This is a genomic window from Methylobacterium sp. WL1 (assembly GCF_008000895.1).
Lineage (GTDB): Bacteria > Pseudomonadota > Alphaproteobacteria > Rhizobiales > Beijerinckiaceae > Methylobacterium.
In genome coordinates this window covers 2,786,991-2,807,458 of sequence record NZ_CP042823.1, presented here as the reverse complement: position 1 = coordinate 2,807,458, position 20,468 = coordinate 2,786,991, and the positions used below count along the sequence as shown (strand labels likewise).

Sequence of the window (20,468 nt, the reverse complement as noted above, 5' to 3'; positions counted from 1 at the left end):
ACCAAATGACCGAGGCTGGCGGCAAACCTCCGAGCATGACCGCGACCGTCCCCAGCGCTCGGTCTCGACCGTCGTCACTCTGCCCGAGGCGACCGGCGACGCCCTCGCCCTGGTGAAGGCCGCCACTCACGGCGTCCGGAAGACCTGACGGGACGGGTACTGCTATTCCAAGGTCGGGGTGGTCACCACCGACCACATGTCGCTGGCTACATTCCAGCGGGCGATGCCCGGCCTTGGCCAACTCGACCGCGAGATGGGGCCGCCCTCATGGAGGCGCTCGACGCCTGCAACCACCGCTTCGGGCGCGGGGCCGTCGTCCCGGGCGCCGCCGGGTTCGCACCCAAGCGGGAATGGTCGACCAAGTTCGAGATGCGGTCGCCTCGGTACACCACCCGGATCGACGAACTCCCGGTGGTTGCCGCCGCCTGAGCCGCCCGGGGAAGAACGCGTCTTCCCTCAGGCCGAAGGTCCGCAAAAACGTAACGGGTAGCGGATGTCGCTACCCGCTAGGCGCTACGGTCGGAGTCGCTCGATCCCGCGGCGTCGCCCTCGATGGCGGCGTAACGACCATCACCCAGGCTCTTGAAGTAGTACCCTCGGCCGGCCCGCTCGGACATGTCCTTGGCCAACCGCGCCAGGCCGCCCTTCCAATGCTTCGCAGCGGCCTCGTGCACCCGGGTCGGCAGGCACTTCCGGATCTCCGCCGGCTTCATCGGCCCGCGCTCCAGCAGGACCCGCCTCACTTCCCACATCACGGAATCCCCGAGAGAAGGCGGCGGCGACCGAATCTCGTCCACGGCAGGAGGGGCCGCGGGCGCCTCGTCCGCGCTCTCCTCGGCGGGCATGAAGCGCCCGTTTTTCTCCGCAATTGGCTTGCCCGCCTCGATCATCGTCCGCAGGCGGTACCGGAGCCAGCCCACGGACAGGGGCATCTCCACGTCCGCGCCGCGGTTCAACAGGCTGTCCGGCAGGGCGTACAGCAAGTCGCCCGCGGGCATCGGGCCGCGACTGTTCAGCAACGCGAAAACCTCGGTCTCGACGGAGTGCCAGAACGCCTCCTGGGCGGCCGGAACGACCTTCTCGTCCCTCTTCTTCAACATCGACGCACGCAGGGCCGCGCCGCTCTCCCAGACCTTGCGACGGCGCAAGAGCTCGGCCTCGTCCTCGGCCGACCTTCCGATCGCCTCCGTGGCGCCGCCCTTGCGCAGCCGCTCGACCTCGGCGGTCAGCGCCTCCACCCGCGCCTCCAGCACGTCGACCAGCATCGCGGCCTCGTCCAAACCCTCCCGGATGGCGGTTCGCTCCACCTCGAAGTTCGCGCGCTCGACATCCCGGACGCGGCTCTCGTACGCCTGGACCTCGTCGAGGAGCGCCTTGCCGAAGTTACCGAGGCGCGTCTGCAGGGCATCCGGCAAGGCCATCAGCTCGATCACGGGCTGGTAGTTCCGGGTGGATTTCCAGACCGCCAGCTCGGGACCGACGTCGCTGAACGAACCCTTCCCCAGCAACTCCTCCCGCACCCGCCGCACCGAGACCCGAACGGCATCCCTGCCCCGAAGGGCCCGTAACCTGTCCGCGACCTCGAAGACCTCGACCCGACTGACCATGACCCGCGCCCCGACAAAGTTCGTGGCAGCATGGGGCCGAGACGTGAAGAAGCGGTCACCTCGACGACATGCCGGAGCCATCGAGGATCATGTCCACGGAGAACGAGGGAAGCATTCGCTGGACACCGGAGGAGCCGACCCGGAAAATGCCGCGTACGATTCCAAGTCGGAAAAAAGATGAGACCCTATCAGCCGTTGCGCGTGACCGACCTCGAACGCGTGTTCGAAGCCGCGAAGGATGACCGGGACATCCTCGATGCGCTCATGGCGGAACTGGGTCATCGCACGACGCCCAGCGCCGAAAGGCTCCGCGCAAAGGTCGGGAAGGCCCTCGCGAACCCGGACCGCGAGCCGGGCCCGCAGAGGCGACGTGGCGCCGGCGAGGAAACCGCGGCGGGGTCGAGCTCAGCACGTGCACGTCCATCGCCACCGCCCGGGGACGAACCGGCGGCCTCGACGTCGCGTCCCGACAGCGAACCGCCGCCCTGGACGAAACCGGGTCCGCGACCGACCCCTCCGCCCGTGCGCGACCGTCCCGAGGACATCCTCTCGGCCTGGACGGCCCTGGAGGTGCTTTCGCCGATGACCTACCGGAAACCGGCCGATATGGCGGACGGGGACCAGCGACGCATCGCCGACATCACCCAATCCATGCCCTGGCAACCACCGGGCGAAAAGGCGAAGCCCCAGAAGCAGCTGTTCTATCAGGTCGTCCTCGGCGCGATCCGCATGGACGAGGCCACGAACGCCCTGCTGTCGGTCTTCGTCGACAAGAACCAGGACCGTCGCGGTGCCGCCGGCCTCGCGGCCATCGCGACCGTGACCCTCGACAAGACCGGCGTGCCGGTGGCGGAGGGCGAGGCGACGGCCATCTCCAGCTTCGCATGGGGCCTGCCCCTCGCCCTTCGCCGGGACCTCGTCGGGCTCGGGCGATGGCCGGAGGCCGAGACGCGCCTGAACGAAGGCCTCGACCGCCGCATCCGCCGCGTCGGCGACGACGGAAAACCCGTTCCCCTCGACGGGCGTGCGATCCGGGCCGCGTTCGATTGGCTGGTCTCGGAGATGGGCCTACATTCGAGCCTGATCGAGCCGCCCGCCTTTGCGATGCGGGTCTACCACTACTGGATGGCGCAGGACCCGCCCGACGCCCCCCTCCTCGGCAGCTTCTACCTGGAAGACCTGGCGAGCGCCCGCCGCCAGGTCGTCGAAGGCAGGACCACGGCGAACCTCCGCCGATACCTCGGCATCGACAAGCCGAAGGCCCGCAAGGACGTCCTGGCCGACGACACCGTCATCGCCGCCGCGGTGGCGCCGGCGCGGTTCCCGGTCGGCCGATGGCCCGCGGCCGGACGCCATCCCCTCGTCCTGCTCCAGCAGGGCGCCGTGAACCTCGCGATGTCCGACCTGGAAGGCGTCGACCTGTTTCCCGTCAACGGGCCGCCCGGCACCGGCAAGACCACGCTCCTTCGGGACATGGTGGCCTCGCTCGTCGTTCGGCGTGCCGAGGCGATGTGCGCCTTCGACGATCCCGAGAAGGCGTTTCCCGCATCCGGGTACCGGCCGAGGATCGGCACCGCGACCGTTCCGGTCCATAAGGTCGACCCCCGCCTGCGCGGCTTCGAGATGCTGGTCGCCTCCTCGAACAACAAGGCCGTCGAGAACGTCAGCCGCGAACTGCCGGCCCTCAAGGCCATCGCCGACGACGCCACCGGCCTGCGCTACTTCAAGACGGTCGCGGACAACGTCTCCGGCGACGTCGAGGCCTGGGGCCTGATCGCCGCCGTGCTCGGGAACGCCTCGAACCGGTTCACCTTCCGGGAGACGATGTGGATCGATCCGGACAAGGGACTGCGCGCCTACCTCGCCGAGGCTGCCGGAAGTCCGCAATGGATCGAGGAGCCCGATCCCGCGGACTCCACCCGCAAGCGCAGGCGGCGCCCCGTCGTGGTCGAGCGCGAAAACCCGCCGCGCAATCGCACGGACGCGCTCAAGCGCTGGCGCGAGGCCCGCACGGCCTTCAGGGAGGAGGTCACGCGGGTCCGCGACTTCCTTGCCGAGATCGAGGCCGCCCGGAAGGTCGTCGGCACCCTTCCCCGATTGCGCGACGCGGTCGACGAGGCGCGTCGGGCGGTCGCCGCGACGGACGCGGGGGCCGCCACGGGCGAACGGGAACACCGCGAGGCGACGGATGCGGCCGCCGTCGCATCGCAGGCCCGAGACCGCGCCCACCAGGCCCGGGCGGGCCATGCCCCGCGTCGGCCCGGCCTGTTCGCGCGCGTCTTCCGGACGACCTCCGCCAAGGACTGGACGACGAGCGACGCGCAACTCTCCCAAGCCCTCGACCGGGCCGACGCCGAAAAGCGCCGGACGTTCGGCGAGGCGGATCGTACCCTGCACCGGCTGCGCGAGGCGGAGGCTTTCAAGGCCTCGGCCCGGCAGGCCCTCCGGGCCGCGACCGCCGCCCGTGATACCGCCGAGGCCGGCGTGAAGCTCATGCGAACACGATGCGGCATCGGCACCGTCGACGCGGCGTTCTTCGCCAGGGATCGGGACACCGTCCAGAAGGCGGCGCCATGGCTGGACATGGCCGCCCACCGCCAGCGCGACCGCGTCTTCCAACTCGCCCTCGCGCTTCACAAGGCCTTCATCGATGCGGCCGCGGAGCCCATCCGGAGCAACCTGGAGAACCTGTTCAAGGCGCTCATCGGCCGGAACGCCTGGCAGCCCAAGACCACGCCGCACATGCCCGACCTCTGGGCCACCCTGTTCCTCGCGGTCCCGGTGGTGTCGACCACCTTCGCCTCGGTCACCCGCATGCTCGGCTACCTGCCGCCCGAGACGCTGGGCTGGCTCCTCGTCGACGAGGCGGGGCAGGCCGTGCCCCAGGCCGCCATCGGGGCGATTACGCGGACCCGACGCGCCGTCGTCGTGGGCGACCCGCTGCAGATCGAACCGGTGACGTCGCTGCCGACCGAGCTCTCCGAGACCATCTGCGCCGATTTCGGAATCGATCCCGACCGGTGGAACGCCCCGAAGGCCTCGGTCCAGGCCGTGGCCGACGCCTCCGCCACCTACGTCGCAGAGTTCCGCCAGACCGTCGGTTCCCAGAAGGTCGGCTTCCCGCTCCTCGTCCACCGGCGCTGCGCCGAGCCGATGTTCACCCTCTCGAACGAGGTCGCCTACCAAGGCCTGATGGTCCATGCGACGCCGCGCCGGACGTCCGACATTCGGGACGTCCTGGGGGGATCGCACTGGGTCGACGTCACTGGCGGGCGGACCGAGGACAAGTGGTCGGACGCCGAGGGCGCCGCCGTCATCGACATGCTGCGTCGCCTGTCGGCCGCCGAAGTACCCAACGTCGATCTATACGTGATCAGCCCGTTCCTGATCGTGGCCCAGCGCCTGCGCGAACGCATCATGGCGGCCGGCGTGCTGTCCCGCTGGACGACGGACGCCTATCGCTGGACGCGCGAGCGCGTCGGCACGGTCCACACCGTCCAGGGGCGCGAGGCGGACAGCGTGATCCTCGTCCTCGGGGCGCCGATGCCGACCCAGCGCGGCGCGCGCGGATGGGCTGGGGGGCCGCCGAACATCCTCAACGTCGCGGCGACCCGCGCCCAGGAAAACCTCTACGTCGTCGGCTCCCGCTCGGCCTGGGCCGATGCCGGCGTGTTCGGGCGCCTCGCCCGGGCCTGGCCCGTCGCGGCAAGGCGCGAACCGGTTGGGTGAGCCACAAGCCCTGCGGGGTTGGCTGTAGTGCGTTGGCAGGGCGATACGGGCCAAAAGTCCGCCGGCCGACCGACGGGACACCTTGACGCCCTCCCTGAGCGTGAGCGGACCCTCGCTTTGTGCGAGACGCAGGCCATGCTATAGATCCTATGGTTTCTATAGGAGTGCGGTCATGGCGGGTAGGTCAGTCTCGGGTTACGTGGATGAGTCCGTCGCTGCCAGGCTCGGCGACGTAGCTGCTGCCGAAGCCAGGACCGCGGCCAGCTTAGTGGGGCAAGCGACCAGTTTCTATGTCGGGTTGCCGGAAATGGCCCGTTCGGCTTTGCGCACCCTTGAGCAGAACGGTACCTCCGAGGAGCGCCGCTGGGTCGAAGGCGAGTTCGTCCGCTTGCTCCTCAAGGCCAAGTTCGCGATCAGCCAGCGTGCCATGGCGCAACAGGTCGGCCCATCCTTGCCGGCGGACGACAGCGACGAGGCAATCGAGGCCGCTACGCAAGACTGGTTGGGCGTGACCGCGCCGTGACAGCATTCCGCCTTTGCGTCGATCTCAACGTCTGGATCAAGCAATTCTTCGCTGACAAAGGCGGGCGTCGCGGCACTGCACCCCAACGGATCGTCCAAGCCGTATTGAATGGTGAGGCGGGCGTCGGGCCTATCCAACTCATCATCTCGCACACGATGCTGTCACGACTGCATTCCGTCTATCTTCGCAAGGGGATCGAGGGCGATGTCGCGGCGGACAACATCGAGACCATCACGAATTTCGCGCTCCTCGGACCCGCTGCGGAACATCCCCGAATGGTTCTGGGGGGAGGCGTGCAGCCGACGCGCGAGGCGATTGCGCCCGGTTGCAACCCTTACGATCCGAGGTTCAGCCACAAACCATATGACCCCGAGGATGGCCGGGTCCTGGACACTGCGCTCGCCGGACAGGCCGATGCCCTGGTCACGAGCAACTTCAAGGATTTCGTGCACTACTCCGATGGCATCGTACGGCGTGGGCGGGTCCACGTCAGGAGAACCGCAGGCCCGGACCTTTGGATCGTCCAACCTGAGGAGATGGCGGACTGGCTCCGGACAGGTAACAGACCCAGGCCGCCCCGGAACATCCTCATGAGGCGCGGCAGGCCAGTACGCCCGCGACAGGATACACCCACGGAAGAGGTCGACCCATCCGGTGACCCCAAGCCTTGAGGCGGTCCCGAACCGGCAACGGACCTTGCCGATGCCCGGTCCGGCGTAATCGCCGGAAATCAGGCGAACACGTGGTGGAGGGTCTCGCGCAAACGACCCCGCCGATACAGCCGAAGACGATAGGCATCGATGCCGGCCTTCGTTCGGAAGATGCGGATCTCGCCGTCCGGCTCGACCTCCTCCATGAACTCGATGAATTCGTCCATGGTCTGGGCATCGGGCATGAAGACCATGCGCCCGCCCGCGGTCAGGATGGGATCCTTCATTCCCCCGGTCGCCCCCCAGCCACGGAACTGCGTCACCCCGGACCGGGCGGCCACGCAGCGATGGCGTCGACGACGGATGCGCCCCTTGCCCCGCACGTCGACCGCGATCCAGCACCGAACCGGCCGGCTTCTCCTAGTCAGCTTCAGCTTCACCGCCATCACCATCCCCCTCCAACGATGCCATCAGCGTCCTCAAACGCCGTGGCGGGCCTTCCAGCAAACCCTCGAAGGATTCGAGGGACGCGAGAAACACCTCCGTCATCAACCCGGACGCTTCGAGCAGGGCGAGCAGGCCCACAAGCCGATTGGCCGTCCGTGACAAGCGCCGATGGTTCACCGCATCGGTCTCGTCGGTCATCCACGCCCGGGCCGTCTTCACGGGCACGCCCATCACCCTCGCCAACGCCGCGGATGCACCGCGCTCGCGCCCGCCATTGAATCGTCGGGCGATCAATCTGACGGTGCTAGGCTGAATGTTGAAAGGGCACTCAGCGGCTCTGGGAGAAAGGCACGGAGACGCCTTGGTTCATATGACCAGGGCAGCCCAGCCGGAGGTTCCGATGCCGTCGAGCCAATGCCGACGGTGTCCCGGCAATCATCATCGCAACGAGAGCCAGCCCCTCACGAGGGCTTCACAGGCGGGATCGGCACTATCGCTGGACGCGCGAGCGCGTCGGCACGGTCCATACCGTCCAGGGTCGCGAGGCCGACAGCGTGATCCTCGTCCTCGGTGCGCCGATGCCGACCCAGCGCGGCGCGCGCGGGTGGGCGGGGGGACCGCCGAACATCCTCAACGTCGCGGCGACCCGCGCCCAGGAAAACCTCTACGTCGTCGGCTCCCGCTCGGCCTGGGCCGATGCCGGCGTGTTCGGGCGCCTCGCCCGGAACTGGCCGCCCGCCTCGGAGATCCGCGAGCCGGCCGAGTAACCCCATACCGCGCATCGTCCTGTCGCGGAGCACGAGAGGCAGGGCGTGCCGGAAGTCCGATGGTCCCACCTGCACGTCGCGTGCATTCCAATTCCCAGGGGTCGTCAGCCCCTCCCGGATCGGTAGGGAGCCCCATGGTGCCTTTCCGAATCCACGGCTAAGCTCGAAACGGAACGCCGCATACGTAACGTCGTCAGCTGGTTTTGTTCGGCTTACGTTCTATAATCCGGCCTCGTCACCGATCCTGCTCCGAAGCGGCTTCCTCCGACCCGGCGATCATGTCGCCGGATCGGCGTCCGGAGACCGGGGGAAACCAAGAAACCGACACGACCCACGGTACCCGTACCGGCGGTGACACGAGCATGGGGAGGCCTGGATGGCAGACGGTTTCGGTGATGTCGTCGTGGTGCTGCCCGGGTTGATCGGTTCCGTCCTGACCAAGGATGGCAAGCCCCTCTGGGGCACCTCGCCTGGCGCGCTCTGGGGAACCGTGGTCGGCCAGAACCTCGAACGCCTGAGACTGACCGGCGAGGACAACGGCGACGAGGATCTCGGCGACGGCATCGTCGCGGCGGGGCTGGTTCCGAACCCGGAGATCATCCCGCGTCTCTGGAAGCAGGGCGGGTACTCCCGCCTCGGCGTCGACCTCGTCTCTCGCCTCGGACTGACCCGCGGCGAAAACTATTTCGAGTTCCCCTACGACTGGCGTCGGGACAACCGCGTCTCCGCGCGGAAGCTGGCAAGGGTCGCCCCTCAGTGGCTCGCGAAATGGAAGGCGAGCAGCGGGAACGAGAACGCGAAGATCGTGCTCGTCTCGCATTCGATGGGCGGGCTCGTCGGCCGGTACTTCATGGAGTGCCTGGAGGGCTGGAAGATCGTCCGCACCATGGTCAGCTTCGGCACGCCGTATCGCGGCGCGGGCAACGCGGTCGACTTCCTCTGCAACGGGTTCACCTGGAAGGTCGGTCCCGTATCGGCCTTCGACGGCACGGACGCCCTTCGGTCCTTCGACTCGGCCTACCAGCTCCTGCCTGTCTATCCGTTCGTCGAGCACGGCGGCACCGAACTCGCCCGCATCTCGGAGATCGCCCTTCCCCATCTCGATGCCGCCCGCGTCCTCAAGGCGAAGGCGTTCCACGACGAGATGCAGGGAGCGCCGAAGTCGAACGGCGGCATCCCGGCCTATGCGGCAGCGGGGATGAGCATCCGTCCGGTCGTGGGGACCAACCAGCCTACGAAGCAATCGGCGACCCTCAAGGATGAGGTCCTGATCCCCATGCAGGCTTACGAAGGGGAGGATCTAGGGGGGGACGGAACGGTACCCAGGATCTCCGCCATCCCCATCGGCGACAATGGGGCATCCGCGGCCTATTTCGCCACGTCCCACTCCGCCCTGCAGAGCGTGCCGGCGGCCCTCGACCACCTCAGGGGCGTGATGACCGGGATCGGCATCGACCTCGATAGGTTCCGCTCCGGACATGCCGGCGGCGGACGGATCGGCCTGTCCCTGCAAGACGCCTATCCGGCCGATGAGCCCGTCCTGCTGGAAGCGACGGCGTCCGAGTACACCCAGTTCCTGAGCGGCACGGTGCAACGGCTCGACGCACCGGCCGAGCCGGAAGGCTTCGTTCTCCGACCGCGAGACGATACCTACCGCGTCGAGCTGGCGCTCTCGCCCGGGTTGTACCGCGCATCGGTCACCGGAAAGGGCCTGGAAGCGGTCGAAGACATCTTCCTCGTCCTCGGTCCCGGTGAAGGGGCATGACGACCGACAGCTTCGGGGAATGGAACTGGGCATGGCGCAAGGGCGGCGTCAGGCACGAGGGCCGATATCTCGCCTTCGGGCTCATCGACGCCGACGGACCGCCGGTGGAGGACGAGCCCTGGTCGAGGATACGCTCCTCGATCTACACCCTCGCGCGCGAGATCTTCCTATTGGACGTGTCGCTCGCTGAAAAAGCGATCACCCTGAGCGGTAGGGTCACGAGCGAGAAGGTGAAGACCAGCATCGCCGCCCTGTTTCGCGGCGTCTCCGAAAGCCTGCGCAACGACCTGGAGGTCACCGCGCCGTTCAAGTCGGCCAACGTACCCTGGATCGAGACCGCAGCGGTGCTTCCGGCCGAGTCGGCGGCATCCCTCAGGCGCTTCCCCACGGTAACCCCGAACGGGGACGCGCGACCGGGCGAGGCATACCAATTCGAGGTCGATCTGGCCGCGACGCCCGACGGGGTGACCGAGGGGGGCGTCGTCGAGGTCAAGGACCTGCCGGCCGGATGGACCGAGATGCAGGTGGCCGTCGAGGCGTTCTGTGACTGGATCGTCTTCGACACGCCCTCCGGCAACGAGGGCGTCGTTACGATCCTGTCCGACGGGACGTCCCGCCCCGCGGTCTTCCGTGGCACCATCAGGCCCGATGCCGACGTGGGGAAAGCCTACAAACTCACGGTCACCTTCGATCAGGAGGGTCGGCATGCCGGTTCCGCCGTCCGGCGGATACGGATCGAGAAGGGAACGGCGACCGGGACGCCGGAGGCGGAGGTTGCGGCGCCGGCGGCCGTACGCGGCGTGGAACTCGTGCGCGACGTCCGCAGTCCCATCCTCACCATCAAGATCATCGAGGATTCGGACTCAAGAGACCTGACATGGAGCCTGAGTCCAGAGCGCGGACCGGTTCCGTTCAGAACCATGCTGTTGGCCGGGAAAATCAACCTGAAGGGCGATCCGGCCGACTTCGCGCGGGAGCTCCTTCAAACCTGTCCGGACCTCCGCCCCGGTCGGGCGCACATCAGCGTCCTGAGAGGCATCGGCGAAACGATCTGGAAGGCCACCCCGCCCTGCTTCAAGGAACTCTATGCCGAGCTGCGCGAGAAGCACGGACCGCGATTTTCAATCCAGATCGTGACGAACGAACCCCACGTCCCCTGGGAGATGATGCATCCCGATGCGGAAGCGGGTTTCCCGGACGCGGACCACCTTTTCATGACGCATCCCATCGCGCGCTGGTTCGGCGGCAACGAGGGGGGTATGCGCAATGGCTTCGAGAGGGGGCGGATCGTCAGTTTCGTCCCCAGGTATCCTCCGGACAGCGCCTTGCCGGCCGCCATCGCGGAAGGCGAGCGGCTCATCTCGGAATTCGGCGCGGTCAGCGGACTGGCAACCTGCGACGGCCTCAGGGACTTCCTCAGCGAGGCCACGCCGGGCCAGCCCGTATCGATGATGCACTTCGCCGGGCATGCCAACCCTCCGGGAGCGGGGTCGGACGGTACGAAGCAGGGCCTTCGGATGAGCGACGGATGGATGTCGCACAGGGAGGTCCACGGCGGCGTCAACCTCGGGATGGAGGACGGGACCTTCGTCATGCTGAACGCATGCTCGGTCGGCTTCGCCAATCATACCCTCGGCGTCGTCGGCGGTTGGCCGGCAAGCCTCGCGATGAGGGGTTTCGGGGGAATTCTCGCTCCCATCTGGGCCGTCCAGGACGAGCACGCGTCATCCGTGGTCCACGATCACATGGCCGGATTGCTGAAGGGGCGGACGCTCGGGGAGACGATGCTCGACGCCCGCGTGTGCTATCGCAATGCGTCGGCGACACCTTTCGCCTACCTCTGCCATGGCGACGTCATGGCCCGGATGTCGTGAGCAGCGCCTTCGTCAGGTAACGATGACCGCGGCCGGCGTCTCCACGAGGTTGGCCGGCTTGATCTTGGTGACGACCTCGGTGAACAGGTCGCCGCCGCCGGACTCGGGGGTCCGGATCGATACCACCAGCGAGAAGTTCACGGATCGCCCGTCACGGTTGAACCTCCGCGTATCGCCCCACCATCCCCTCACCGGCAGGATCGAGATGCCGCCCCGCTCGACGAGCTGGTGGGCCGGACCGGTCCAGATGTCGTGATGCAGCGCCCCCCTATGCCGATGGAAGGATCCCAGGACCCAACCGTCGTCGTTGGTGTCGTCGACGGGGTCGCTCTCGTCGGCAAGGGTATTCACCCTCGCCCTCGCCTGCGCGTCGTCCTCCCCGTACCGCTTGACGTCGAAACGAAGCCGGTGCGACGGGTACCGCTTCATCTGGTCCCGCGCGACCGCGTGGAGATCGGGCTCGATGAAGTACGAGAGCGTGCAACGCATCTCGACCTGGGTCCCCCCGAGGGCGCGCAAGGCATCCTCGGGCCAGGGCAGCTTGAAATACTTCATTTCCTTCAGGGGCAGGCTCGATCCATCCCCGCGCCGATAGGGCTGCAACGTGTCTTCGACCATCAGGGTCAAGGCGTTCCGGGCGCTCTCGAACAGGCGGGTCTCGTCCGGAACCCCCCAGCCGAACCGGCCGATCAGCATGGCGTAGGCCTCGCTCTTCGGAACGCCCGAATTCCTCGCCGCCGTCAGCTGCGCCCTCATCGCGGGGGTCCACTCCGCGGCATGGACCATGAGGGCCCGGACGGTCTCCATCCGGAGCTTCGGGTACCGGGCCAGCAATCGCCCGGCGAGGCCGGCGCAGGCCGCCGTCGCGGCGCTCGTCTCCCCCGCGAGCGCCAGCGTACTCGTCGGCGGAGGCCTGGACGTCGTGAGGACCATGTGGGTCGGCGAGGGTCGGCAGAAGACGCCATCCGCGTCGACCGTGAAGTTCCCGCCTTCCATGACGATGTCGGGCTTGTTCGCGTGCAGCTTCGCCCAGGCTTGCGCCGTCCTCGAAGTGGGAGCGAGATCGCCCGCATCGGCGACCGGCGTTTTACTCGGCGTGCGCACGTCCTTCAGGCTGACCGCCCCCACCGACAGCGCGTTCAGTGCCTGGGCGGGTGATTGGATTCCGAATTGGGCGTTGCGTTCGGCGTAGTACGCGGCCTGGTACGGTTCGTCCTTCGTGTGAGGCACGTTGCCGACGGCCGCGCAGAAGAGGCGCGTCCCGATCCCGTCGCCGTAGGCCAATTGGTCGAGTACGCCCGACGTGCTGGTCGGCAACCCGTCCTCCAACTCGCCCGAGGCGGTTTGGGCCAGGCAATAGACCCGGATGGCCCGCTCCACCTCCACCTCCTCGACGGCGCGGCGAATGGCATCGCGGGCCGGGACCGGGGGCGCGTCCTCGGGGGCCGTTACGATCACCGACTCAAGGCGGGTCGTCAAACGTATGGGCGGCCCGCCCACCGCGAGCGACGCAAGATCGCCATAGAGCACGACCCCGGCCATGTTGGTCCCATGCCCGTCGTGATCCCCCGTGCCCCAGAACGGCTCCGCCGTGTACTGGTGCGACGCCGGCAAGGCACCGTTGAGCAACGGATGCCTGGCCTGGACGCCGGTATCCAGGACCGCGACGACCGGGGCGTCCTTGCCAGGCCACTGGATACGCGCCGCAACACCCTTGAGCGTTTCGGTCATGTCCTCGGGCTGGAAGTGCTGGTCATCGGACGCAAACGTCGAAGCGCTCCGAAGTCCTACCACCGCGCCGGTGGCGCGTACGACCTCATGGATCTGGGCGGGAGTGGCGATCAGGCCGCGCACGACCGTATCGATGAAATCCGAGGGCCTGCCATATTGGCGCAATTCGAATTCCTTGGTCGCCCGCTCGAACGCGTCCTGGAAATCAATGCGCGTCCAGACCTCCCAGGCATGAATCCCGCGCGTCCTGGGGTAGCGGTCCAGCCGGTCGGTCCAGAGATCGAGCAAGGTCGTCGGACGGATGCCGGCGGCGCTCTCGAAGAGCTTGAAGCGCCGCGGCCTGCCCGGGGCCTCCTGATCCTCGTCGTGGGAATTCATCAGGTCCCGTTCCGAAGGGACCCAAGCGCCGTAGATTTGAAGATCGCGCCTGAAGGTCGCGAGCGTCTGAGGTGTGGTGAAGAAGGTGGCGTGATCGGCCTCGGGACCACGCTCGGGATCGACCGACTGCCCCCTGTGCACGTTCAGCAGGGCGAAGCCCTGGCCGGATCGACCCTGTCCGACGCGCAGGGCGATCTCGTGTCGGGACTCTATCGTAACCGGCATTCCACGCTTGTTCGCGGGTAAGCCGAACTTCTTCTGGGCCGAGCGGTACTCGTCCATCAATGCAACGGCATGCTCCAAGCCATCCATCAGCTTGTTGGCATGGGCAGCCCTGTTGTCGACCGGTAGAACATTCTTTTCAGGCCCACCTCCCGTAGGGCCCCGGAACGCCTCGGAGGCGACGCCGAGGCCCCTGACATGGATATGGCGGTAGGGGGTACGCTCGGCCATGTGCACCGACAGTCGGACAAGGGCGCTCGCCCGTCGACGACCGCATGCTAGATTACGTAAATACTACTCTACGTGGATGCTAGCCCGGTCTGCCAGCGCCTGACAGACGATATCGGTGGTCAGCGTCGATGAATTGTCCAGAACCGCATCGCGAGCCGCATCGGCCGCGGCGGAGACGATGTCGGCCTGGCTCAACCCGGTCGTGCATTCGTCGATACGGGTCCAATCGAGGCCGGCGGCATCGAAGCTCTGGAGGTGATTGACCAGGACCCGCCGCGCCTCGTCGGTAGAGGGTTTTGCGTAGACGAACGCCGCATCGAACCGACGGAAGATCGCCGTATCCAGGAGGGACCTGAGGTTCGTGGCGGCGATGACGACGCTCCCGGAATTGTCCTCCTCAAGGAACATCAGGAAGGAATTGAGCATCCGGCGCGCCTCGCCGATGTCATTCTCCGATGCCCGCCGTGCGGCCAGGGCGTCGACCTCGTCGAACAGGTATACGCCCCTCGTCGCACGCATCGCGTCGAAGACGAGCCTCAACTTCGCGGCGGTCTCGCCCATGAACTTCGTGATGATGCCGTCGAGCATCACCGTGAACAGCGGCAGGCCGAGCTCTCCGGCGATGGCCGCCGCCGTCATGCTCTTCCCCGTGCCCGGAGGCCCGGAGAACAGGAACTTGCGCCGCGGCGAGAGATCCATCGCCTTCAGGGCCTCGGCTTCATCGTGCTCGCGCACGAGACGGCGCAGGCGACGCTGAAGGTCGTCCCCCACCACGAGGTCCGACAGGCGGACCTCCGGGTAGGCGACCCGCATCAGCCCGGCCAGTTCGCCCCGTGCGGCGGCGATCGGTGTCGGCGGGTTCGAGGGCCTGGGCTGGAGCTTTGCCCGCTGGACGGCCGCCGTGATCTCCTCGGCGACCTTCGTCTTGCCGGAGCGTGCCGCCTCGCCCGCGATGTGTTCCGCGATGGACAGGAAATGGACGCTGTCGCCGGCGGCGTGGCTTCGGATCATCGCCAGGACGTTTCGGGAGCTCGTCATCAGCCATCCTCGGCATTCGCTGCTCGGCGGACCGCCACGAGCGCCCTTTCGAGATCCGGAACCATCTTACGAAATTCAAGCAATAAAAGCAACGCGCGGTCGAGCGAGTCGTCGCCCGCCTCCCGTGCCTTGGGGGGCACGTCTCGCATGCCGGAAACCCCGTTCTCAAGCAGCATCTCGACGCGCCTTGAGAGATCCCCCGAAAAGCCCCCCGCCCTCAGGGACCGAAGAAGGTTGGAAGGGCTGGTTCCGAGAGCGCGCGCAATGGCGGCACGGCTCAGCCCTGCATCCGCACGCGCGCCTTCGAGGCGCTCGCAGAGCTCTTGGGCAACACGACGCGGAGGGCGACCGACCATGTTGCCTAAATAGCCTAAATTGCCTTTGGGTCAATCTGGCCCGCCATGCGAGCCAGCCCGAACGTCGTTGAGTGTGCCCCCCTCGGACAGGGCACCTGCGACTTTCGAATGCCACACGTCATCCGCCAACGGCCCGAGACCTGTTCGGGCATGATACAGGGACCGCTTGGATCCCCGGTTTCCACCGCCCGAAATGCCTTTGGGGCAACCAATCTCACCCTTCGGTACTTGATAACCCGAAATCGTTCATAGTACGTTCCTGCCGTTGGCCGAGACGGGTACTGATCTCGGCCATCCATCGGACGCTTAGCCAGAGGAGGACGAGTTCATGTACGCCAGCCGCCTCCTCATATCCGTGACGTGCGCCCCCTTCGCGGGCGGCCCTTCGCTTCTCCCCTTCTCCGTCGACGAGGCCTGACCGGCGCCACCGCGCCCGCCCGCCTCCGTCACGAGGCGAACGTCATGTCAGACCCTTCGAATACCTCCCATCGACACCCGGCCCCCTACGCGCCTTTCCAGGACGCGCCGCAGGTCGTCACGGCCGACACCCAGTTCGGCGAGGTGATCCGGCGCCTGTTCCAGATGCGGGCGCTGGGCGAGGGCGCGTTCACCCGCGCGATCCAGGCCGTCCTCGTTACCCTGGGCCGGTCCGCGCTTGAGGAAGCCGAGCTTCAGGCGGCGGTGCCCACGATGCGTGCCGCACCGGACGCATCCGGCGTTCGCGTCACGCCCTGGGGACTGCGCCGACGGCACGACCCCTCCGATCCGAGCGACCGATCAGCATGACTCATCGTCACGCGCGACTCGCGATGCCGCCGCGAAAACCTTCGCCCGCATCCGACCGACCCTCACCCTTTCGATCCACTCCCCGAGGCCGGGCCATCGCGTGAACGCGACAGGCCGCCTCACCCAGGAGGCCGTCATGTCGCAATTCACCAGTCCTCAAGGAATGGACCCGAATCCGGGGCGGTCGCGACCGGGCCACGGATGCGCTTCGCGTGTCGCGGTCGACGGCTGGTGCGACGGCCGGGGCGCGAGCCAGGAGCGGATGGTGCGCCGGCTGATGACGCTCACCGACCGGTGCACGGGCTGACCCGTCCCGCGTCCCGGATCGTCCCGATGCCCAGGCCTTCCCACAGGGCCGTGGCGAGCATCGCATGGATCTCGCTGTCGATCTGGTGGAGGCGCACGCGCAAGTCGTCCCTGATGCCCTCCATGCCCCGCAGCGCGGCCGAGTGGATGAGGGGGTGCACGTCCGCCGGGGCCGAGACCGGATGGCCCTCGATGGCATGGGCGACCGATGCCAGCGTCCGCTCGGCGACGCCCCGCTGGCGGACGAGGATGCGGTACTCGTCCGGCATGCCCAGCGTTGGGACCGGGCATCCTGCCGTCACGTCACAGTCCACCTCGGCCTCGGCCTCGGCCCTCGATGCCCACCATGCCTGTGCCCGCTCGATCAGCATGAGCCGGTTCCCTCGATGCCCGAGGCCGTCCCGTCGCGTCCCAATTCCGGGACCGCCAAAGCCCCCGCCTCGCGGCCCTCATCCGGCTCCCGGTAGGAATCCCAGAAGGGGTGATGGGCCACGATGGCGAGGCGCTCGGCCTCGCTGTTCCGGTGATCGGTCAGTTTGTCGATGAACCAGCGCAGGCGACGCTGGGAAACCACCACCATGTCAGTTGCGGCCAGCCATCCCAGGATCTCGGCCGAGGTCGGGACGTATCCCGGCCTCTCGCCCCACGAAGTGTCGATGGCGTCCTCGGCCCCGCGCGCGTGCCTCGTCGTCGTGCCCATGTCCGCCCCCGATCCCCGATCAGGCAGCGTACCGCGAACCGGACGATTCGAGACCGGCGCCGGTGCGATCAGTCCGGTCCGGGCCCCCCGGTCTTGCGGATGTCCCACGGCATCACCGGGCTCAGGGCGAGGTCGGCGATGGCCCTGTCGATCTGCCTGTGCGACCACATCGTCGCGATCCTGACGAGCGTGTCGGCCCGCTCCTGGCCGTCGACGCCGGGACCGGCCAGCGCCATGCCGGCGGCCACGAGGGCCCGGCGGATGGGGCCACCATCGGCATCGTCCTGGATCGAGACGGGGGCGTAGGTCGTCCGCCAGACGGTGAGCACGTGCCGGAGGTAGGCGCGCCCCTCCTCATGCGGGGGTGGGGGCCGGCGGGGCTCCTTGTGCATCGTCAAGTGCTGGACCTGCCCGTGGGCGTAGATCCGGCGGCCGTGGGGCGACACGGCAGGGCGGCCCCCGTACCAGCCGGCCTGTATCTCCGCGAGCAGGCGCTGGCGCAGCCGGATCAGGTCCATGCCGGTCACGGGCGGTGCCGGCGTCTCGGTCGTCTCGGGGTCCGTCACGGCATCATCCGGGCACCACCGTCCGGGTACCCCTCCCTAGGTCGTGTCTATGACATGCTATAGTCCCGGTCGCGTTGAAAGGGGAGCGGGGACGGGTTGGGATGACCGGTCCTTGGGGGCGACCTCGACGGCCATGGATCGACGATTCGGTCCGGGTTTCGTCCGTCCTTTCAGTTCGACCGGGACTATAGCATGTCGTAGACACCCCAAGAGGTAGGGTCTTCCCCCTCTATGGGTTGGGTATCTCGCATCGGAGGCGTTTACCGGCATTGTGCCGGGCGTGGCGGGGGGGGCATCCTGTCGTCAGACCGAATTCGGCGACCAGCGGGTAGAGGTGCCTCGCAGGCCGTCGCAGAGACAGGAAAGCTGCGAACGTGCTGTCCATCGAGACGATGCCCCCAGAGGGCTCCCTGGGCGATGCCGCCCCCGTTCCGGCCGGTGTCCGTCTTCCCGTCGATATCCTTCACGGGCACCGCTACGTCTCCCTGATCCACCCCGAGGACAGCCGCAGCGTCGCGGTCATGACCTACACGGATCAGGTGTGGATCGACGGGAAGAAGGAGCCTCGGACACGCTCGGCCGGCGCCATCGGGTCCGAGATCGAGGAGACCGTCCGGAATCTCCGGCCCAAGTACGTCACCATGCAGGCCTTCCGGACGCCTAGGCCGCGCAAGGACGGCAAGCCAGTCCGGGACTACCGCACGGCCCCGTGCAAGGCGCTCTGGAACCTCGCCGCCCTGCAGTGCGTCACGGTCGACCTCGACTTCTACAAGAAGGGCTGCGCCTACCGGAACCAGACCCCCGAGACCATGGTCGACCTCGTCCTGGAGCGCCTCCGGGACCGCAACCTGCCCTACCCGTCCTACATCATGTGCTCGGGCAAGGGCCTGCTCGTGTGCTGGCTCCACGACCGTCGCACGCCGTCCTACCTGCCGGTCTGGCAAGCGATGCAGAAGAGGGTGAACGACGCCTTCGTGGACATGGGCCGCGACCTGCTAGCGATGCCGCCCACGGCCAACTTCCGCGTCGCTGGGACGAAGAACAGCGGCCTTGACGTCAGGATGCTGTGGCCCGAGTTCGTCGACCAGATCGCCCGCTGGGACTTCGAGACCCTCCGTCACGAGATCCTGCTCTACACGCCCGCCCAGGTCCGCGAGTACCGCAAGGTCAAGGAGGCCGAGCAGGTCGTGAAGGCCGAGAAGGCCCGCGCCCGTAGGGCCAACGGCGTCGCCGCCCCGAACCGGGTCAAGCTCACGTACGCGACCTACTGCAAGGCCGTCGTCAGGGATCTCTACAACCTGTTCGAGGCACGGTTCGAAGGCCACCCGGTCGAGAAGGGTGAGCGCGATCAATGGCTCTTCATCCTCTCGACCGCGGCCGCCTGGGTGATGGAGCCCGACGCCCTCAAGGAAGAGATCAAGCGCCTCTCCCCCCTCTGCGGACTCTCGGTGAAGCGTGCCCTCACCATGATGGGCTCCGTTATCTCGAAGGCCCGGCGCGCGGCGAGGGGCGAGACCGCCAGCTACAAGAAGCGGTCCGTCGACCCGCGCTACCGGACGAACCCCGCCATGCTCGTGGACCTGCTCGGCGTCACCGTCGAGGAGGCCAAGGCCCTCGACCTGCGCGTCCTGGTGCCCGAGGCACTGAAGATCGCCCGCGAGGCCACCAGGTCCGCCGCGCGCCGCCGGGATGCCGGTGCCAAGGACCGGTCCGGCGTCCAGGCCGAGCGCCTCGCCTTCGGCGTCACCGCGCTGGAGCGGAAGGCTGCCGGGACCAAGGTCGACGTCATCGCCTTCGAGGCGAATCGTTCGATTAGCTACGTCGAGAAGGCGATGCGCGAGGCCCGTGCCGTGGCCGCCATCGGCAAGACGAAGGCCGTCGCGAAGCCCGGGCGTCCGCGGAAGGCCAAGATCCCCGCGACCATAGACCCGGTCGAACCGAAAGGGTTTTCGGAAGCCGAAACTCGGGTCGCCCGCTTCGATGCCGAGCCCAAGGCTGTTGTGGCTCCCCGGGCCCGCGCGTATGATGACGCCGTTCGCAGCGTGCACCTCACGTCTCAGGACACGACGCCCGCCTTGGCTCTGGTCGAGGCGGGCGTCGACGTTTCCGATGACGAGGACGATGACGGCCCCCGCTTCGTCAAAGGTCTCTGGTTCGATTGGACCGGCACGTGCTGGGCCGCGATGAGCGCGTTCATGATCTGGTGCGCGCGCCTGGAGGACGGAACCCCGGCCGAGATCCAGGCTCGCTATCCCGCCATTCCGCTGATGCCAGCCCGATGATGCCACCCGCCCGGCTGGTACCTTTCTAGCACGGGTGGCACAATTTCCCCCATGAGCACGCACCTCTCCGTCCCCTCCGACGACCTGGCATTCCCCACGCCCCAGACGCACCTCTCGCGATCGGATCGGGTCGCCCGAGACAAGGCGGCGGACCGGGCCCGCCGGTGGCGCGAGGAGCAGCGCCAGGCCATCGCCGTGGACGCTGCCATCGTCGCCGGACTTGCCGCGTCATTCGCCCGGGGAACCGTGGGCCAGGACAAGGGCGAGGTCCCCGTCACCGCCGCCGGCGTCAAGATGCGCACGATCATCAGGGAGGCCGCCAGGGCATTCCGCGATGCCGGCGGCGACTGGGAGACCGGCGCCCGCCTGATCGCGGCCCGCCTCAACGGCTCCGTATCCGAGGTCGCCCGCGGGCCCTGACCGAGTCGCCGATTCCATCATGGTATGATCCGAATCGTGGGATCTCCCGATCCGCAACTTGACCACCTGAGGCCCCGTGCCGGCTCAGCC

Annotated in this window: 18 protein-coding genes and 1 pseudogene; 10 read left to right on the top strand and 9 right to left on the bottom strand. The window is 67.8% G+C overall.

Going from position 1 to position 20,468, the window contains the following annotated elements:
* Nucleotides 1–25: 25 nt before the first annotated feature.
* Nucleotides 26–429: pseudogene (locus tag FVA80_RS31270) on the top strand (DUF4113 domain-containing protein); the annotation flags it as partial.
* Nucleotides 430–506: 77 nt separating this feature from the next.
* Here FVA80_RS31270 and FVA80_RS13680 read toward each other — a convergent pair.
* On the bottom strand, nucleotides 507–1,607 hold the full coding sequence (locus FVA80_RS13680; protein ID WP_187193679.1) for a DNA-binding protein: 1,101 nt from the start codon (nucleotides 1,605–1,607) through the stop codon (nucleotides 507–509).
* 522 nt (nucleotides 1,608–2,129) lie between these two features.
* Between FVA80_RS13680 and FVA80_RS13675 the strand changes: the two genes are divergently transcribed.
* The 3 genes from FVA80_RS13675 (at nucleotide 2,130) to FVA80_RS13670 (ending at nucleotide 6,530) form a co-directional block, all read left to right on the top strand.
* Nucleotides 2,130–5,336 (top strand): AAA domain-containing protein, encoded by a 3,207-nt coding sequence (locus tag FVA80_RS13675; protein ID WP_187193678.1) that lies wholly within the window; start codon nucleotides 2,130–2,132, stop codon nucleotides 5,334–5,336.
* A gap of 172 nt (nucleotides 5,337–5,508) precedes the next feature.
* Entirely contained in the window at nucleotides 5,509–5,859 is a 351-nt protein-coding gene (locus FVA80_RS30540) for a hypothetical protein (protein WP_187193677.1), read from the top strand.
* Nucleotides 5,856–6,530 (top strand): PIN domain-containing protein, encoded by a 675-nt coding sequence (locus tag FVA80_RS13670; protein ID WP_187193676.1) that lies wholly within the window; start codon nucleotides 5,856–5,858, stop codon nucleotides 6,528–6,530. Before FVA80_RS30540 ends, FVA80_RS13670 begins: the two co-directional genes overlap by 4 nt.
* Before the next feature lie 59 nt (nucleotides 6,531–6,589).
* Here FVA80_RS13670 and FVA80_RS13665 read toward each other — a convergent pair whose 3' ends face one another.
* Together FVA80_RS13665 and FVA80_RS13660 are read right to left on the bottom strand one after the other, a co-directional pair.
* On the bottom strand, nucleotides 6,590–6,955 hold the full coding sequence (locus FVA80_RS13665) for a hypothetical protein (protein ID WP_147907704.1): 366 nt from the start codon (nucleotides 6,953–6,955) through the stop codon (nucleotides 6,590–6,592).
* Nucleotides 6,930–7,187 (bottom strand): hypothetical protein, encoded by a 258-nt coding sequence (locus FVA80_RS13660; protein WP_147907705.1) that lies wholly within the window; start codon nucleotides 7,185–7,187, stop codon nucleotides 6,930–6,932. The genes FVA80_RS13665 and FVA80_RS13660 overlap by 26 nt, the downstream gene beginning before the upstream one ends.
* A gap of 323 nt (nucleotides 7,188–7,510) precedes the next feature.
* Between FVA80_RS13660 and FVA80_RS31265 the strand changes: the two genes are divergently transcribed.
* The 3 genes from FVA80_RS31265 to FVA80_RS13645 all read left to right on the top strand — a co-directional run bounded on the left by FVA80_RS31265 (nucleotide 7,511) and on the right by FVA80_RS13645 (nucleotide 11,362).
* The gene (locus FVA80_RS31265; RefSeq protein ID WP_246692394.1) at nucleotides 7,511–7,723 is read left to right on the top strand and encodes a hypothetical protein; all 213 of its coding nucleotides are present in this window, start codon (nucleotides 7,511–7,513) and stop codon (nucleotides 7,721–7,723) included.
* 376 nt (nucleotides 7,724–8,099) lie between these two features.
* Complete coding sequence (locus FVA80_RS13650) at nucleotides 8,100–9,488, top strand: hypothetical protein (RefSeq protein WP_147907707.1); 1,389 nt, start codon at nucleotides 8,100–8,102, stop codon at nucleotides 9,486–9,488.
* Entirely contained in the window at nucleotides 9,485–11,362 is a 1,878-nt protein-coding gene (locus FVA80_RS13645) for a hypothetical protein (protein ID WP_147907708.1), read from the top strand. The genes FVA80_RS13650 and FVA80_RS13645 overlap by 4 nt, the downstream gene beginning before the upstream one ends.
* A gap of 12 nt (nucleotides 11,363–11,374) precedes the next feature.
* On the opposite strand, the gene FVA80_RS13640 is transcribed toward FVA80_RS13645, so the two are convergent.
* From FVA80_RS13640 to FVA80_RS30535, 3 genes are all read right to left on the bottom strand, one after another.
* The gene (locus FVA80_RS13640) at nucleotides 11,375–13,924 is read right to left on the bottom strand and encodes a S8 family peptidase (protein ID WP_147907709.1); all 2,550 of its coding nucleotides are present in this window, start codon (nucleotides 13,922–13,924) and stop codon (nucleotides 11,375–11,377) included.
* 63 nt (nucleotides 13,925–13,987) lie between these two features.
* Nucleotides 13,988–14,962: an ATP-binding protein gene (locus tag FVA80_RS13635; RefSeq protein ID WP_147907710.1), complete on the bottom strand. Its 975-nt coding sequence runs from the start codon at nucleotides 14,960–14,962 to the stop codon at nucleotides 13,988–13,990.
* Complete coding sequence (locus tag FVA80_RS30535) at nucleotides 14,962–15,138, bottom strand: hypothetical protein (RefSeq protein WP_187193675.1); 177 nt, start codon at nucleotides 15,136–15,138, stop codon at nucleotides 14,962–14,964. Before FVA80_RS30535 ends, FVA80_RS13635 begins: the two co-directional genes overlap by 1 nt.
* A 642-nt stretch (nucleotides 15,139–15,780) precedes the next feature.
* Between FVA80_RS30535 and FVA80_RS13630 the strand changes: the two genes are divergently transcribed.
* Entirely contained in the window at nucleotides 15,781–16,104 is a 324-nt protein-coding gene (locus FVA80_RS13630; RefSeq protein WP_147907711.1) for a hypothetical protein, read from the top strand.
* Nucleotides 16,105–16,388: 284 nt separating this feature from the next.
* On the opposite strand, the gene FVA80_RS13625 is transcribed toward FVA80_RS13630, so the two are convergent.
* From FVA80_RS13625 to FVA80_RS13615, 3 genes are all read right to left on the bottom strand, one after another.
* Nucleotides 16,389–16,781 (bottom strand): hypothetical protein, encoded by a 393-nt coding sequence (locus tag FVA80_RS13625; RefSeq protein ID WP_147907712.1) that lies wholly within the window; start codon nucleotides 16,779–16,781, stop codon nucleotides 16,389–16,391.
* Nucleotides 16,775–17,110, bottom strand: a complete 336-nt coding sequence (locus tag FVA80_RS13620; RefSeq protein ID WP_147907713.1) for a hypothetical protein — start codon at nucleotides 17,108–17,110, stop codon at nucleotides 16,775–16,777. The genes FVA80_RS13625 and FVA80_RS13620 overlap by 7 nt, the downstream gene beginning before the upstream one ends.
* A 68-nt stretch (nucleotides 17,111–17,178) precedes the next feature.
* Nucleotides 17,179–17,676, bottom strand: coding sequence for a hypothetical protein (locus FVA80_RS13615; RefSeq protein ID WP_147907714.1), 498 nt, complete (start codon nucleotides 17,674–17,676; stop codon nucleotides 17,179–17,181).
* A gap of 374 nt (nucleotides 17,677–18,050) precedes the next feature.
* Between FVA80_RS13615 and FVA80_RS13610 the strand changes: the two genes are divergently transcribed.
* Nucleotides 18,051–19,958, top strand: coding sequence for a hypothetical protein (locus FVA80_RS13610; RefSeq protein ID WP_147907715.1), 1,908 nt, complete (start codon nucleotides 18,051–18,053; stop codon nucleotides 19,956–19,958).
* 51 nt (nucleotides 19,959–20,009) lie between these two features.
* Nucleotides 20,010–20,378: a hypothetical protein gene (locus FVA80_RS13605; protein ID WP_147907716.1), complete on the top strand. Its 369-nt coding sequence runs from the start codon at nucleotides 20,010–20,012 to the stop codon at nucleotides 20,376–20,378.
* The last annotated feature ends 90 nt before the right edge of the window (nucleotides 20,379–20,468 follow it).

Bases quoted from the DNA above. Each gene is read 5' to 3' on its own strand.
- FVA80_RS13680 (WP_187193679.1), bottom strand. From the start codon at position 1,607: ATGGTCAGTCGGGTCGAGGTCTTCGAGGTCGCGGACAGGTTACGGGCC.
- FVA80_RS30540 (WP_187193677.1), top strand. From the start codon at position 5,509: ATGGCGGGTAGGTCAGTCTCGGGTTACGTGGATGAGTCCGTCGCTGCC.
- FVA80_RS13620 (WP_147907713.1), bottom strand. From the start codon at position 17,110: ATGGGCACGACGACGAGGCACGCGCGCGGGGCCGAGGACGCCATCGAC.
- FVA80_RS13645 (WP_147907708.1), top strand. From the start codon at position 9,485: ATGACGACCGACAGCTTCGGGGAATGGAACTGGGCATGGCGCAAGGGC.
- FVA80_RS13635 (WP_147907710.1), bottom strand. From the start codon at position 14,962: ATGACGAGCTCCCGAAACGTCCTGGCGATGATCCGAAGCCACGCCGCC.
- FVA80_RS13665 (WP_147907704.1), bottom strand. From the start codon at position 6,955: ATGGCGGTGAAGCTGAAGCTGACTAGGAGAAGCCGGCCGGTTCGGTGC.
- FVA80_RS13625 (WP_147907712.1), bottom strand. From the start codon at position 16,781: ATGCTGATCGAGCGGGCACAGGCATGGTGGGCATCGAGGGCCGAGGCC.
- FVA80_RS30535 (WP_187193675.1), bottom strand. From the start codon at position 15,138: ATGCTGCTTGAGAACGGGGTTTCCGGCATGCGAGACGTGCCCCCCAAG.
- FVA80_RS13630 (WP_147907711.1), top strand. From the start codon at position 15,781: ATGTCAGACCCTTCGAATACCTCCCATCGACACCCGGCCCCCTACGCG.
- FVA80_RS13650 (WP_147907707.1), top strand. From the start codon at position 8,100: ATGGCAGACGGTTTCGGTGATGTCGTCGTGGTGCTGCCCGGGTTGATC.
- FVA80_RS13605 (WP_147907716.1), top strand. From the start codon at position 20,010: ATGAGCACGCACCTCTCCGTCCCCTCCGACGACCTGGCATTCCCCACG.
- FVA80_RS13660 (WP_147907705.1), bottom strand. From the start codon at position 7,187: ATGGGCGTGCCCGTGAAGACGGCCCGGGCGTGGATGACCGACGAGACC.
- FVA80_RS13640 (WP_147907709.1), bottom strand. From the start codon at position 13,924: ATGGCCGAGCGTACCCCCTACCGCCATATCCATGTCAGGGGCCTCGGC.